Raw genomic sequence first — 15132 nt, forward strand, 5'->3', positions numbered from 1 at the left:
GCATGGAACGCACTTTCAGCAAATCGATGGCCTGGCTGCATACCTGGGCCGGTGTGAGCATCGGCAGCCTGCTGTTCGCCATTTTCTGGATGGGCACCCTGAGCGTGTTCGACCTGGAGATCGACCGCTGGATGATGCCGCAGACGCGCCTCGCGCCCGCCGCGCAGCCGCTCTCGCTGGACCGCATCGCCAAGGCGGTCGCGCCGCAGGTGCCGGCCGGCGCCGCGCAGTGGCGGGTCGATTTGCCGACCGCGCGCGAACCGGTGCTGACCTTTTCCCACCGCGACAGCAAGGGCCAGGCCACCACCGGCCTGCTCGATCCGGCCAGCCTGGCCTTTATTCCGGAGCAGGGCACCGAAGCCGGTTCGGGCTTCATCTTCCCCTTCCATTACAGCCTGCACCTGAAGTGGATGGACCTGGGCAAATGGCTGGTGGGCGTGGCCGGGATGGCCATGCTGGTGCTGCTGGTGTCGGGCGTGGTAATCCATAAAAAAATCGTCGCGCAGTTCTTCACCTTCCGCCCGCGCAAGCGCCTGCAGCGCAGCGCGCTCGACCTGCACAACCTGAGCGGCGTGCTGGCGCTGCCGTTTCACTTCATGATTACCCTGTCCGGGCTGATCATCTTCATCACCATTTATTTTCCGGCGGCGCAGCAGGCGCTGTACGGCAGCGGCGAGAAAGCCAAGGCCGCGTTTACGGCCGACGCCTACGGCCGCTTCAAGCGCGCCAGGGCCAACGCGCCCGGCACGCTGGGTTCGGTCGACGGCATGCTGGCGCGCGCCGAAGCCGAGTGGAAAGGCGGGCATCCGTATTTCGTGCGCGTGTTCCATCCGGGCGACGCCAACAGCTACGTGGAGCTGCGCCGTTCCTATGCCGGCGACATCACCATGAACCTGGACCAGATCTATTTCGACGCGGCCAGCGGCGCGGTGCTGCATCGCTTCGAGGCCGGCCCGGTCATGACGGTGCAGCGCTTCATGTCGGGTATCCATTTCATCCGCTTCGACCACTGGACCTTGCGCTGGCTGTACTTTGCGGCCGGCCTGTCCGGCTGCGTGCTGATCGCCACCGGCTTCCTGTTCTGGATCGAGGGGCGCCGCGCCAGCCACGCGAAGAAAGGCCTGGCCGGCGTGCGCGTGGTGGAAGGGCTGGCGATCGGCAGCGTCAGCGGCATCATGCTGGCGACGCTGGCCTTCCTGCTCGCCAACCGGGTGCTGCCGCTCGACGCGGCGTGGGCCGGCGTGGCGCGCGCGCAGCTGGAGATGGGGGCGTTCTACCTGGCCTGGGTGGCTGCCTTCGCGCATGCCTGGCTGCGTGCCGGCAAAGCCTGGAGCGAGCAGGCCTGGGCGATTGCGGCGCTGGCGCTGCTGGCGGTGCTGTCGAACTGGATCGGCACCGGCGACCATCCGCTGCGCACCGTCGGCACCGGTTTGTATGCGGTGGCGGGCATGGATGCGGCGCTGCTGGCGGCGGCCTGCGTCGCCGTGCTGGCGGCGCGCCGCAGCGCAGGGCGCAGCGATGGCTGACGGCTTGCTGACCCTGGCGGCGTTTGCCGCGATCTGGCTGTCGTTCGGCGTGCTGGCGCTGATGCAGGAAGCGCATTGGACGACGGTGACGGGGCAAGCCGCGCTGCCGCCCGCGCTGCGCCGGCGCCGCCTGGGCGCGGGAGCCGGGCTGGCGCTAGGCTGCGCGCTGTGCGTGGCGGTCCATGGGGCGGGCTTCGGCACGCTGCTGGCGGTGCTGCTGCTCGGTGCCGGCGCCATGTCGGTGGCGTTCACCCTGGCGTGGAAGCCGCACTGGCTGCGCGGCCTCGCCTTCGTGCGCCGCTAGGACCGGCCTTGCCTATTTTTTGAGTTTGGCGGGCGCCGGCATCACCTGCACCACCGCCGCCCCGGTACTGGCCGCCTTGGCCAACTGCACCGGCAAGCCTTTCAGGTGATTCAGGGCCTGGGCCAGCTGGAAGTCGTCGCTGCTGCCGTATTCGAGCGGCTTGCGCTTGCGCTCCACCTCCAGCAGGCGGCGCTGGGCGTCGAGCTGCTCGCGGGTGCTGGCGGCGCTTTCCTTGTCGCGGTCGTTCGAGAGGTGCTTTTCCAGGTCGGCCTCGCGCATGCGCAAGCCGTTCAAGCCGTCGCCATCGGCGTTTTCGTCCACCAGGAAGTCGGGAATGATGCCGCGCGCCTGGATCGAGCGCCCGGCCGGGGTGTAGTAGCGGGCCGTGGTCAGCTTGACGGCGGTGTCGCTCCCGAGCGGCTTGATGGTCTGCACCGAGCCCTTGCCGAAGGTCTGGCTGCCGAGGATCGTGGCGCGCTTGTAATCCTGCAGCGCGCCGGCCACGATTTCGGAGGCCGACGCCGAGCCGGTGTTGACCAGCACCACCATCGGCAGCGTCTTGAAAGCGGCCGGCAGCCGCGCCAGCACGTCGCCGTCACCCTGCAGGGTGTAGAACTCGGGCTTGCCGAGGTAGCTCTGGCGCGAATTGGCCAGCTGGCCGTTGGTCGAAACGATTTCGGCGCCGCGCGGCAGGAAGGCAGCCGACACGCCGATGGCGCCCTGCAGCAGGCCGCCCGGATCGTTGCGCAGGTCCAGCACCAGGCCCTTGAGGGCCGGATCCTGCTGGTACAGCGCGGCCAGGCGGGCCACCATGTCGTCCAGGGTCGGCTCCTGGAATTGCGAGATGCGCAACCAGGCGTAGCCCGGCTCGACTATCTTGCCTTTGACACTTTTCTGGATGATTTCCTGGCGCATGATCGTCATCACCAGCGGCAGCGGCACATCCTTGCGCTGCAGGGTCAAGGTGACCTTGGTGAGCGGCTCGCCGCGCATCTTCTTGACGGCCTCGTCGATGCCCAGGTTCTGGATCGGCTCGTTATTAATGCGCGTAATCAGGTCACCCGCCTTGATGCCGGCGCGCCAGGCCGGCGAATCCTCGATCGGCGCCACGATCTTGATGAAGCCTTCCTCGCTCACGGAAATTTCGATGCCCAGGCCGACGAACTTGCCTTGCGTGCCTTCGCGCAAGTCGCGGTAGGCTTTCTTGTCCAGGTAGGCCGAATGGGGATCGAGCGAGGCCACCATGCCGGACAGGGCCTCGGTCAGTAGTTTCTTGTCGGCGACGGGTTCGACGTAATCGGTCTTGATCAGATCGTAGGCTTCGGCCAACTGGCGCAACTCCTCGATCGGCATGCTTTGCTCGACCGGCTTTTGCGCGAGTGCCGAAAACTGCATGGAAATGGCCACGCCGGCAATGGCGCCCAGGCTGACCAGCCCGGAATTTTTGAGGGTAGAGCCCATGATGTCACCTACGATGCAAGGAAAAGCCCCAGTTCACCTGATGAGCTGGCACGGATCCAGTATAACCCCCAAGCCGGTGCCAAGTCTGACATTCGTACACGGCCCTGTTCGTGTCCACTTCGGTGCCAGGTCTGACATTCGGACCCGTACTCAACACCAGAAACGGCGCAGGAGGCTTTTACAGCCCAGCTCGTGTCCAAATGTCAGACCTGGCACCAAAGTGGACAGGCACCAAAGTGGACAAGGTCTGACATTCGGACACGTACTCAACACCAGAAACGGCGCAGGAGGCTTTTACAGCCCAGATCGTGTCCAAATGTCAGACCTGGCACCAAAGTGGACAGGCCCCAAAGTGGACAGGAGGCTTTTACAGCCCAGATCGTGTCCGAATCTCAGACCTGGCACCAAAGTGGACAGGCCCCAAAGTGGACAGGAGGCTTTTACAGCCCAGATCGTGTCCGAATCTCAGACCTGGCACCAAAGTGGACAGGAGGCTTGTACAGCCCAGATCGTGTCCGAATCTCAGACCTGGCACCAAAGTGGACAAAATGTCAGACCTGGCACCAAAGTGGACAAGGTCTGACATTCGGACACGTACTCAACACCTGTCCACTTCGGTGCCAGGTCTGACATTCGGACACGTACTCAACACCAGAAACGGCGCAGGAGGCTTTTACAGCCCAGATCGTGTCCAAATGTCAGACCTGGCACCAAAGTGGACAGGCACCAAAGTGGACAGGAGGCTTTTACAGCCCAGATCGTGTCCGAATGTCAGACCTGGCACCAAAGTGGACACAGCTCAGATCGTGTCCGAATGTCAGACCTGGCACCAAAGTGGACAAGGTCTGACATTCGGACACGTACTCAACACCAGAAACGGCGCAGGAGGCTTTTACAGCCCAGATCGTGTCCAAATGTCAGACCTGGCACCAAAGTGGACAGGCACCAAAGTGGACAGGAGGCTTTTACAGCCCAGATCGTGTCCGAATGTCAGACCTGGCACCAAAGTGGACAGGAGGCTTTTACAGCCCAGGTCGTGTCCAAATGTCAGACCTGGCACCGAAGTGGACATTTACAGTCCAGATCGTGTCCGAATGTCAGACCTGGCACCAAAGTGGACAGGAGGCTTTTACAGCCCAGGTCGTGTCCAAATGTCAGACCTGGCACCGAAGTGGACAGGCACCGAAGTGGACATGGCTTGGTTTGTGTATCGAAAAGTAAAAAAACCGGGCCCGGCGGTCAGCGCGGGAGGGCAGGGGCTAGAATGCGAGCATCGCGAGCCCCATGACGCGCCTGCCTTTGCCGTCCAGCCAGCCTGATCCACCATTCAACACGTGATGAGCAAACTGATTCCCTTCGCCTGCGCCGCCCTGTTCGCCAGTAGCGTTTCCGCCGTCCATGCCCAGCCAGCGCCCACCGCCGTGCCGGCCGAGGCGCCTGTCGTCCCGGCGGCCAAAGGCAAGCCGGCGGCCAAGCCCGCTCCCGCCGTCACCGCGGTGACTATCAACGGCAGCCGCGCCGACGATACCGAATCGCGCCGCCTCTCGACCGCCGCCAAGATGGTCTTCGGACGCGAGGAACTGGACCGCAACGGCGACAGCAGCGTCGGCGAAATCCTCAAGCGCCTCCCCGGCGTGACCATGGGCGGCCCGCCGGGACGCGGCGGCGGCGGTGCCCGCATGCGCGGCCTGGGCAACGGCTACACGCAGATGCTGGTCAACGGCGAACGCCCGCCAGCCGGGTTTTCGCTCGAATCGCTCTCGCCGGACCAGGTCGAACGCATCGAAGTCATGCGCGGTCCGGTCGCCGAACACAGCACCCAGGCCATCGCCGGCACCATCAACGTGGTGCTGCGCGAGGGTTACCAGCAGAAAGACATGCAGCTCAAGTTGTCCGACAGCATCGAGGATGGCCGCCACGGTCCGACCGTGTCCCTCACCATGCCCGGCAAGCTTGGCGCGCTGACCTGGCTGATGAGCGGCTCGGCCGGCACCAACCGCAACGTCGACGAGAGCGTCACCACCTACCAGGACACCGATCCCGCCGGCCTCTTGCTGAAAGACCAGCAAGTCGACGCGACCAGCCGCCGCAGTGCGCGCTCGCTGCACCTGAGCCCGCGCCTGTCGTATAAATTCGACAATGGCGACACGCTCAATTTCCAGCCGTTCCTGATGCATAACCGCAGCGAAGGCGACAGCGACAGCCTGCTGACCCAGCGCATCGGCCCGCCGCAACGCGAATACGCCCTGGCGCTGGCCGACGCCACCTCGTCGATGACGCTGCTGCGCGGCTTCGGCAACTGGCTGCACCGGATGGAGGCCGGCGCCAAGCTCGACGTCAAGTTCGGCTTCGGCGCCGGCCGCAGCGACAGCACCTCCGTGCGCAAGCAGTACGCCGAGAATGGCTCGCTGAAAGATTATTTCGACGACGTCGACAGCGCGCGCAACCATAGCCTCAACAGCGGCGGCAAGTACAGCACGCCGCTGGCCAAGGGCCATCTGCTGGCGGCCGGCTGGGATGTGGAAGGCGGCCACCGCGAACAGAGCACGGTGGCGCTGGTCAACGGCCGCGCCCAGTTCGCCGAATCGGGATCGAGCATGACGGCCGACACGCGCCGCGTGGCCGCCTACGTGCAGGACGAGTGGGATATCACGCCGCAATGGTCGGCCTATGTCGGCCTGCGCTGGGAAGGCATCCGCACCAGCGCCACCAACCAGGGCCGCGACGTGCGCAACAACAGCAGCGTCTGGAGCCCGGTGCTGCACAGCGTGTGGCGCATTCCGGGCTTCGAAAAGGACCAGATCCGCGCCAGCCTGACGCAGAGCTACCGCGCGCCCCAGCTGAACGACCTGATCGCCGTGCCGAGCTATTCGCAGCTCAACAGCGCGACGCGCCCCGACCGCACCGGCAACCCGAACCTCAAGCCCGAACTGGCGCAGGGCATCGACCTGGCCTACGAACATTACCTCGGCAAGGGCGGCATTCTCAGCGCCAGCGGTTTTATCCGCAAGATCGACAATCTGATGCGGCGCGAACTGACCCTGCGCGACACGCCCGACGGCCCGCGCTGGCTGTCGAGCCCGTCGAACATCGGCAGTGCGCGCACCAGCGGCATCGAACTGGAAGCGAAGTTCCAGCTGGCCGATGTGATGGCCGACGCCCCGAACATCGACCTGCGTTCGAACTACAGCCGCTTCTGGTCGAGCGTGGACGGCATTCCCGGCCCCGACAACCGGCTCGACCAGCAAGCCAGACAAACCGCCAACGCCGGCCTCGACTGGCGCCTGAAGAACCTGCCGATGACGCTCGGCGGCAGCTACAACTGGACCCCGGCGATCCTGGTGCGCACCAGCGCCGACGAAGTCGCCACCACCGGCGTCAAACGACAGTTCGACATCTACGGCCTGTGGAAGTTCAGCGCCGCCACCCAGCTGCGCGTGTCCGCCAACAACCTGACGAACGACGATTACCTGTCCGGCCGCATCGTGACCAAGGGCGGCATCGCCCAGTTGTCGGATGCGGCGAGCCGGACGTACACCACCTGGACCGTGCGCCTCGAAATGAAGTTATAGTATTCGACTGCGGCCACAAGCCACTTTTCCCAGCCCCATAAGGACACCCACCCGTGAAACGTTATCTCCTGAGCACCCTGACCCTGAGCCTGGCGGCCGCTTTTGCCAACGCCGCCGAACCGGTAAAACCCGTCGGCCCGATTTCCGGCATCGATGTGCAGTACATCGACAGCAGCGTGCGCCCGCAGGACGATTTCTTTAGTTACCTGAACGGCGTGTGGCTGAAAAAGACCGACATCCCGGCCGACAAGTCGAGCTGGGGCACCTTCGCCCAGTTGCGCGACGATACCTTGCCGCAACTGCGCACCCTGATCGAAGCCGCCCAGGCCGACAAGAACAAGAAAGCCGGCAGCGAAGCCCAGAAAATCGGCGACCTGTACACCAGCTACATGAGCGAAGCCAAGCTGGAAAAGCTCGGCTACAAGCCGCTGGCCGGCGAATTGCAGCGCATCCGCGCGCTGCGTGAAAAGAAAGCCATCCCGGCCCTGATCGCGCACCTGTCGCAGATCGGCGTGGGCACGCCCTACGGCCTCTATGTGGGCCAGGACAGCCGCGAATCGACGCGCTACGCCACCTACATCAGCCAGAGCGGCCTGGGCTTGCCGGACCGCGACTACTACCTCAAGAAAGACGACGCCAAGCTGGCCGACGTGCGCGCCAAGTACGAGCGCCACATCGAGAAAACCCTGGGCATGGCCGGCCACAAGGATGCGGCGGGCGCCGCCAAGGCCATCCTGGCGCTGGAAACCGCGCTGGCTGAAGTGCAGTGGAGCAAGGTCGAGCTGCGCGACCCGGTCAAGCGCTACAACAAGGTCGAGATCGCCAAGCTGGGCGAACTGACCCCGGGCTACGACTGGAAGAGCGCGCTGGGCGCGGCCAACGTGGCGGGCAAGGTCGACTATGTCATCGTCGGCCAGCCGAGCTACCTGACCGGCTTTAACCAGGTGCTGGAAAAGACCGACCTGGCGACCTGGAAGTCGTATTTCGAATGGCATCTGCTGGCCGGCTATTCCGAATACCTGTCGAAAGCGTTCGTCGACGCCGATTTCGCCTTCTTCGAAACCGTGCTCAAGGGGGTGCCGGAAAACGAGCCGCGCTGGAAAACCGGCGTTGCAACCGTCAATGGCGTGCTGGGCGAAGCGGTGGGCAAGGAGTATGTGAGCAAACACTTCCCGGCCGAGCGCAAGGCGCGTATGGAAGAGCTGGTGCAAAACCTGCTGGTGGCCTACAAGCAGAGCATCGATACGCTCGACTGGATGGGGCCGGAAACCAAGAAGGAAGCCCAGGCCAAGCTGGCCAAGTTCCGCCCGAAGATCGGTTATCCGAGCAAATGGCGCGATTACTCGGCCCTGACGGTCAAGCAGGATGACCTGGTCGGCAACATGATGCGCGCGCGCCAGTTTGCCTACAACCGCAGCATCAACAAGCTGGGCAAGCCGATCGACCGCGAAGAGTGGGGCATGACGCCGCAGACAGTGAACGCTTACTACAGCTCGACGATGAACGAAATCGTGTTCCCTGCCTCGATCCTGCAGCCGCCGTTCTTCGACATGCGCGCCGACGATGCCGTCAACTACGGCGCGATCGGCGCCGTGATCGGGCACGAGATCAGCCACGGCTTCGACGACAAGGGCAGCCAGTCCGACGGCGACGGCAACCTGCGCGAATGGTGGACCAAGGAAGACCGCGCCAAGTTCCAGGCCAAGGCCGACATGCTGGTCAAGCAATATAGCGCCTACAGCCCGCTGAAGGGCTATAACGTCAACGGCGAGCTGACCCTGGGCGAGAACATCGGCGACAACTCGGGCGTGGCGATCGCCTACAAGGCCTACAAGCTGTCGCTGGGCGGCAAGCCGGCGCCGGTGATCGACGGCCTGACCGGCGACCAGCGCTTCTTCATGGGCTTCGGGCAGGTATGGCGCATGAAGATGCGTGAAGCGCAGCAGATCGTGCAGGTCAAGACCGATCCGCACTCGCCGGGCCAGTTCCGCGCCAACGGCACCATGATGAACCAGCCGGCCTTCTATGAAGCGTTCGGCGTGAAGGAAGGCGACAAGATGTACCTGGCGCCGAAAGACCGGGTCACCATCTGGTAATGCCGTGAAATGACATGGAAAGGGCCACGCGAGTGGCCCTTTTTTGTATCTGGCGTCAGCCGATGCGGTGGTGTCCGGGGCGCTTGACGGGCGATATCGCCGCCTGGCGCGCCCTCACATTTCTGTGGACGAAAAAAAACCGCCCTGAAAAAGCGGTTTTTGTGCTGGCGCAGTCTTGAGTGCGCGTCCGGTAGTGGGGCGCCTGCGGTTCATACGGGCTTCACGCGGCGCTTCGCGCACCGCGACGCAGGCCAGGCCGCGCCGCAGGAGGCTTGCCCGGATCAGCGGCCGGCTTCGGCCGATGCTGCTGGCGCTGCCGACGCGGCAGGTGCTGCTGCGGCGGCATCGGCAGGCGCCGACGCTGCTGCTTCGCCAGCGGCTGCCGGTGCGGCGGCTGGCGCCGGGGCTGCCGGTTCCTTGAACTTGGCGCCGCTCAGGTTTGCCATGTGCACGACGGCGCGCGCAACTTCGACATCGTCCAGATCGGGATTGCCGCCGCGGGCAGGCATCGCGCGGATACCTTCGACCGCGTGCTTGACCAGCGTGTCGTAGCCCTGGGCGATACGGGAGCCCCAGCCGCCGGCATCGCCGACTTTCGGTGCGCCGGCGGCGCCGGTTGCGTGGCAGGCTGCGCAGTTAGCCGTGTAGACGGCGTCGCCGGCGAGGAAGACTTTCGGTGCGTTGGCATCCTTGAGCGTGAAGCCCTCGTCGGCCAGCGGACGCAGGCGCTCGGCGACGGCTTCCGCCTTTTGGCTTTCGGTGCCGGCGCCAGTGGTTTTCTTCGTCGTCACGAACGTCACGAGCAGAATGATGCCGATGACAGTGACCAGGAAGAAGCCGGCAACCGCAGCGGCGAGCTGCTTTGGTGTCCGGATCGCGGATTCGTGTTCGTTGTGTGCGTCGCTCATGATGTCCTTAGTACAATATTCAAAAAGCTGCCGGCCGGTCGTGTTCGCATGCTGAACCTGCAAATACTCGCCAAACCCGCGATTATAGACTCAAAGCACCTCTTATGGAACGCAAATTCCCCGTAACGCGACACTTTCCATGGACGCGGGGCCAGAAAAAACGGTATCCTTCGCCTCACGTTCGACTTTCCTCAGCGCGGCTGTAGCTCAGTGGATAGAGTATTGGCCTCCGAAGCCAAGGGTCGTGGGTTCGATCCCCGCCAGCCGCACCAGTTTTTTGCAATGAATTCAATTGTTTACCGTCCGCCATGGCGGCCAGGTCCCGGCTTTGTCGCAGCGGTGGGAATGGCTCGTCCATCCAGACTAACCATACGGTGATTCGTTTCTTGTTGGCGCTCGGCGAGCTGTGCTTGCTTCGCTGCGCAGGCGCGTCGATCAGGAAATTGTTGAGTCGACAAGATCAAATCGCTTGACATCGTGTGGCAGTCATGAAAATCATGACCTAGACTGTTTTCATGACTACCTCCAGCCTTCGTTTTTCTGGCGTGCGCGCCAAAACCCGCCCGTCCTTGAAGGGGCGTTGCTCTGTTTCTGCTGTTCTCATTCCCAGATCGCTTCTTGAGGAAATGGTGAAGAGCGAAGTAGCGAAGGCGATCGCGCAGATCGCAGCGACGCAGTCCACGGCCCTGTCCGCTGCCAGGACGCGTGGCGCGTCGTATGCACGTGCCGAGATCGCAAAACCCGACAATCTGACACTGGCCGCCGCTGCCAAATACAGCGGCCGTTCCGACCGGATGATTAATGAGGAGCGCAAGCGAGGGCTTTACTATGCATTAGTTCTCGAAGGGAATTCGCGCGGGTTTCGTTACCCATCATGGCAGTTCGACGCCAACCGTTCGCGCTTGGCTGCCGTATTTCATGCATTCGGTAACGGCGATACCATGAATTCCTGGGTAATCCATGCGTTCCTGACGACGCCAAATGTGCACCTCGACGGGCATAGTCCACGCGAAGTCATTCTCGACCCCCGGCTGGATCTGGAACCTGTTCTGGCGTTGGCCCGGGCGCGTTTCGACAGTGATCAGGGTGCTGGATGACAAAAACGCCATTCTGCCCTAAACCGCCACGCGATTTTTCAAAACGCGCTGTTCCGGTCCACGAGCGCAATCTCGCTGCATCATCGCTGCGGCGAATTCACCGGAGCATGTACAGTCCGATTTTCTTTAACCGGCGCTCGACAAGTGCCACGGTGTTTCGTTTTGATGTACCAAACGATGAGTTTGGGGTCCTTTATGCCGCGCCGACGTTTTCGGCATGTATGTTCGAGACGGTAATCCGTCATGTATTTGCGGGCGGCAATCTTCCATTGATAATTGGACAAGCAGAGCTAGCCTGTCGCAGCATTTCGTCGCTCGGTTCAGGAAGCGCCCGCAGGTTGCGGCTGGCAGACTTTACACAGAGTTTGGTGCCTATGGGCGGCGAGAATATTGTTATGGCTATTAATGAATACATGGTTCCCAACCAATGGAGCCTTGCCGTCCATTCCCACCCTGAAAAATTCGACGGTATCTATTTCCGCTCTCGCTACTCCAACGAACCATGTGTCGCGTTGTTCGACAGGGTCGACGTGATCGCGCGTAGCGCAGCGATCCCCATCCTCAAATGTTCGGAGCTGGATGCTTTTCTCGACAAATATCACATTGGCCTGCTGTAGTGCAAAAGCGCTGGCGTTCAATCGTGGTTCTACCTCGGGCGCACGTGCAGATTCTCTTCAGAACGTCTTGAACCATCGGCGCCTTGCCCCGTCGATACCCTCACGCCCCGCCATCCGCCTCTTCAGCGCCGCGCGCGCCCATCACGCAATTCCTGCCCCCATGCTTGGCTTCGTACAAGGCCAGGTCGGCCGCATGCACCAGCGACTCGACCGTGCGCCCGTGCCCGGGATAACTGGCCACGCCGAACGAGGCGGTGGCGGTGAGCATCTGCCCATTGCTGCGCACTTGCAGCGCCGCAATCGCCAGCCGGATCGCTTCAGCACGCACCAGCCCGTTGGCCATATTGCACTCAGGCAGGACGATCAGCATTTCTTCCCCGCCCAGGCGGCAGGCAATGTCGCAGGCGCGCACATTCTCGCGCAGGGCGGCCGCCACCGCCACCAGCAGGGCGTCGCCCCCATCGTGTCCATAGGTATCGTTGACCCGCTTGAAATGGTCCAGGTCGATCATCACGACCGTCACCGCGCCACCCTTGCGTTCGGCCAGCAGCAATTCGCGCTTGAGCACCTCATCCATGTAACGCCGGTTGTAGAGCTGGGTCAGCGGGTCGACGATCGACTGGCGCCGCAAGGAAACCCGCAGGCGCACGTTGCTCAGCGCCAGGCCCAGTTGCTCGGCCAGCTGCACGATCCAGCGGCCCTGTTCGGCGCCATCGTCGCCACCGAGGGCCGCGCCGACCACGGTCAGGCAGCCGACCACGTCGCCCTGGGTGATCAGCGGCACGCACAGGCGCGGCGTGCCCTTGCTGCTCGCGCGCGCATGGCGGCAGCCCAGGGCATCGGGGCCGGCGGCCAGGTGTTCGCTGCCGCGCCGCAAGGCCCAGCAATCGAGCGGCGCCAGCACATCCGGCTCATCGTCGCAGGCGCCCCAGCGCGCGCTGCGTTCGAGCACGTTGCGCGAATTGTTGTACAGGTACAGGCTGCCCGATAATGCCGGCAGCAGCGCCGGCAGGTAGGCGCCGATGATGTCGGAGGTTTCCTCCATCGTCTCGGCCAATTCCAGCGAATGGAGCAACTCCGCACTCTTTTGCAGGTGGGCGTTGCGCAAGGAGGCCAGCGCGGCAGCGCGGCGCAGTTCGTCGGACACCGAATTGGCGCGCTCTTCGGCGCGGTGCCGATGCAGCAGCGCCCGCTGTGCGGCGAACAGCACGCCGAGCAGGAACACGACATTGATCAAGGTGGCCGCCACCCCGGCATAGGCGGCGATATTGGAGGTGATGATCAGCTTTTCCCTGAGCTCGTTACGGCGCTGGGTATAGTCGGACAGTTCCTCGCCGATCAGGCTACGCAGCAAGTCCATCTGCGAACGTCCCTTGCCGCCGGCAATCACTTGCGCGGCTTTCTCGAAGCCGCTGTCGCGGCGCAGGCTGATGGTGTCGCTCAGGCTGGCCAGCTTGGCGTTGGTGACTTCTTCGATATTCTTGAGGGTGCCCCATTCCTGCGGGTTGGCATTTTCCGTCTTGAGCTCAAGCAAGACCGCCGGAATCATGCTGGTGCCGGCATAGTAGGGCTGGAGAAATTCTTCCTTCCCCGTGACGATGAAGCCGCGCTGCCCGGTCTCGGCGTCGCGCAGCATGCTGATCAGGCTCTGGTACAGGTGTTCGCGCCGCGCTGCCGCTTTCAGGTCGCTCATGGTCTCCGCCACATGCCGGTTGACCAGCAAGGGAATCAGGGCCACGGTCGACATGACCAGGATGACGACGGCGGCTGCCGCCTTGAGTTTGGTTTCGAATTTCATGCGTGCCTTGCCTGACGGTGAGGGGCGGCGTTTCAAGAACACAAGCTGCGTTTCAGTATGTGGCGGAAGAACATGATATTGCGAAATACTGTATCACCGAACTCCCAGGCCGGTGTTGCAGGATAATATTTGCCCTCGTCCGGAATCGTGCGCTGGACAAGAAAATCTAGTTCATGGCCGCATGATTCCTCGTTTGACGCCTTCGGCGTGCCGCTTCGATAATGGGTTTTTCTTATCGAAAGCGCTGTCATGATCCAGTCCGGCCCGTCTCAGGTGTGCGCATGAATGCCCCTAAGGTGCTCGTCACCGGCGCGGCAGGGCGGATCGGGACCGCGTTTGTGGCCGCGCAACAAGGCCGCTACGACCTGCGCTTGGGCGACCTCGACAGCGGCGCCCTGGCGCGCATGGGCGGCGAAGCGGTGCCGCTCGACGTCACCGACCTGGCTGCCTGCATGCGCGCGTGCGCCGGCGTGCATACCGTGCTGCACCTTGCAGCCGATCCCTTGCCCGACGCCGATTTTCACACCTCATTGTTACCGACCAACATCATCGGCAGCTACAACATGTTTTTGGCTGCCAGGGCGCAGGGATGCCGGCGCGTCGTGTTCGCCAGTAGCGCGCAGGCGGTCGAGGGCTATCCGCCCGACGTGCAGGTGCACGAAGACATGGCGCCGCGGCCGGCGAATATGTATGGGGTGAGCAAGGCCTTTGGCGAAGCGCTCGCGTCCTTCTTCGCCGGCGATGGCGCCCTCGTCACGGTTGCCGTGCGGATTGCCAATGTGGCTGCCTTCCGGGCAGGGGAGCGCCACAGCGCGCGTGACGTTGCCGCCTTCATCAGCGAGCGCGATGTGGTGCAGTTGCTGGCGCGCTGCATCGACGCCGACCTGCGCGGTTTTACGGTGGTGCACGGGGTATCGGACAACCGCTACAAGCGCCTGTCCATCGACAACACCCGCAGTGTGCTCGATTACCGGCCGCGCGACGACGCGTTCAGGCTTCTCGAAGGATAGGCGCCTGGCGTTCCTGCCGCCTGCGCCAGCCGGCGATGCCGCATCAGGCCAGCAGGCGCGAGTGTTTCGGCAATTTGGCCGACAGATAATCGTGCTGGTCCGCCAGCACATTTCTGCCGCTCAAGATGAAGTGTTCGAAACGGCATGGCACATACGGCACATACAGGAGCGGATGAAAATCATGCACCATGGTGGCGCCCTTGGCCTGGTTGCACGACTTGCAGGCGGTCACGCAGTTGGTCCAGCTATCCTTGCCGCCGTGGGTACGCGCCAGCACGTGGTCGCGCGACAGGTGCTGGCGCGCGAACACATTGCCGCAATAAGCGCAGGTATGGCGGTCGCGCGCGAACAGCAGCTGGTTATCGTCGCCCAGCGGCAGCGCCACGCGCAGTTTTTTGGTCATGCGCTCGCTGCCCATGATCGAAATGATCGGCTTGACCGTCATGGTCGACAGCACGCCCGCATTCGACACCCCGCCGCGAAACAGAAATTCACGGTCACCCAGTTCCCATGCCACCTTGCCGACGGCGTAATAATGGATCGCTTCCTGGGCGGAGATCCATCCGAATGGATTTCCTGCGATGTCGAGTGCTAAGATTTGCGGAGTCATATTTTCACTTTTACTAATGCCTGTTTGAATGGAATAGTTGAAAGGCCGGCGCCGGGGCGCTGGCGGAAGATGAAAATCCGGACAGGTGTTAAACGTGATAATACGCCTTGCAGGCAAAGCAGCAAGCACGAAA

12 protein-coding genes and 1 tRNA gene are annotated in these 15132 nt (G+C 63.1%); 8 read left to right on the forward strand and 5 right to left on the reverse strand.

Features of this window, described 5'->3' with window-relative positions:
- The first annotated feature begins 2 nt into the window (after positions 1-2).
- Positions 3-1526 (forward strand): PepSY-associated TM helix domain-containing protein, encoded by a 1524-nt coding sequence (locus tag EJB06_RS08845; RefSeq protein ID WP_126073652.1) that lies wholly within the window; start codon positions 3-5, stop codon positions 1524-1526.
- On the forward strand, positions 1519-1830 hold the full coding sequence (locus EJB06_RS08850) for a DUF3325 family protein (protein WP_126073653.1): 312 nt from the start codon (positions 1519-1521) through the stop codon (positions 1828-1830). The genes EJB06_RS08845 and EJB06_RS08850 overlap by 8 nt, the downstream gene beginning before the upstream one ends.
- 12 nt (positions 1831-1842) lie before the next feature.
- On the opposite strand, the gene EJB06_RS08855 is transcribed toward EJB06_RS08850, so the two are convergent.
- Positions 1843-3291: a S41 family peptidase gene (locus tag EJB06_RS08855; RefSeq protein ID WP_126073654.1), complete on the reverse strand. Its 1449-nt coding sequence runs from the start codon at positions 3289-3291 to the stop codon at positions 1843-1845.
- A gap of 1337 nt (positions 3292-4628) precedes the next feature.
- On the opposite strand from EJB06_RS08855, the gene EJB06_RS08860 reads away from it, so the two are divergent.
- Both EJB06_RS08860 and EJB06_RS08865 read left to right on the forward strand, forming a co-directional pair.
- On the forward strand, positions 4629-6863 hold the full coding sequence (locus EJB06_RS08860; protein WP_126073655.1) for a TonB-dependent receptor plug domain-containing protein: 2235 nt from the start codon (positions 4629-4631) through the stop codon (positions 6861-6863).
- Between the two features lie 53 nt (positions 6864-6916).
- Positions 6917-8959, forward strand: coding sequence for a M13 family metallopeptidase (locus tag EJB06_RS08865; protein WP_126073656.1), 2043 nt, complete (start codon positions 6917-6919; stop codon positions 8957-8959).
- 281 nt (positions 8960-9240) lie between these two features.
- Here EJB06_RS08865 and EJB06_RS08870 read toward each other — a convergent pair whose 3' ends face one another.
- Positions 9241-9867, reverse strand: a complete 627-nt coding sequence (locus EJB06_RS08870) for a c-type cytochrome (protein ID WP_126073657.1) — start codon at positions 9865-9867, stop codon at positions 9241-9243.
- A gap of 196 nt (positions 9868-10063) precedes the next feature.
- On the opposite strand from EJB06_RS08870, the gene EJB06_RS08875 reads away from it, so the two are divergent.
- The 3 genes from EJB06_RS08875 to EJB06_RS08885 all read left to right on the forward strand — a co-directional run bounded on the left by EJB06_RS08875 (position 10064) and on the right by EJB06_RS08885 (position 11581).
- A tRNA-Arg gene (locus EJB06_RS08875) sits at positions 10064-10139 on the forward strand.
- A 243-nt stretch (positions 10140-10382) separates the two neighbouring features.
- On the forward strand, positions 10383-10964 hold the full coding sequence (locus EJB06_RS08880) for a hypothetical protein (protein WP_126073658.1): 582 nt from the start codon (positions 10383-10385) through the stop codon (positions 10962-10964).
- Positions 10961-11581: an RES family NAD+ phosphorylase gene (locus EJB06_RS08885; RefSeq protein ID WP_126073659.1), complete on the forward strand. Its 621-nt coding sequence runs from the start codon at positions 10961-10963 to the stop codon at positions 11579-11581. Before EJB06_RS08880 ends, EJB06_RS08885 begins: the two co-directional genes overlap by 4 nt.
- Positions 11582-11681: 100 nt before the next feature.
- On the opposite strand, the gene EJB06_RS08890 is transcribed toward EJB06_RS08885, so the two are convergent.
- Positions 11682-13379 (reverse strand): diguanylate cyclase, encoded by a 1698-nt coding sequence (locus EJB06_RS08890; protein ID WP_126073660.1) that lies wholly within the window; start codon positions 13377-13379, stop codon positions 11682-11684.
- A 32-nt stretch (positions 13380-13411) separates the two neighbouring features.
- Positions 13412-13630 carry a hypothetical protein gene (locus EJB06_RS08895; protein ID WP_126073661.1) on the reverse strand — a complete coding sequence of 73 codons (219 nt, stop codon included), beginning with the start codon at positions 13628-13630 and terminating at the stop codon, positions 13412-13414.
- A gap of 30 nt (positions 13631-13660) precedes the next feature.
- Between EJB06_RS08895 and EJB06_RS08900 the strand changes: the two genes are divergently transcribed.
- A complete protein-coding gene (locus EJB06_RS08900; protein WP_126073662.1) occupies positions 13661-14389 on the forward strand; it encodes an NAD-dependent epimerase/dehydratase family protein in 729 nt (242 codons plus the stop codon).
- Between the two features lie 43 nt (positions 14390-14432).
- Here the strand turns inward: EJB06_RS08900 and EJB06_RS08905 are convergent, their stop codons facing one another.
- Complete coding sequence (locus EJB06_RS08905) at positions 14433-14999, reverse strand: HNH endonuclease (RefSeq protein WP_126073663.1); 567 nt, start codon at positions 14997-14999, stop codon at positions 14433-14435.
- Between the last annotated feature and the right edge of the window lie 133 nt (positions 15000-15132).

Source organism: Massilia atriviolacea, from assembly GCF_003953935.1.
GTDB lineage: Bacteria > Pseudomonadota > Gammaproteobacteria > Burkholderiales > Burkholderiaceae_D > Telluria_A > Telluria_A atriviolacea.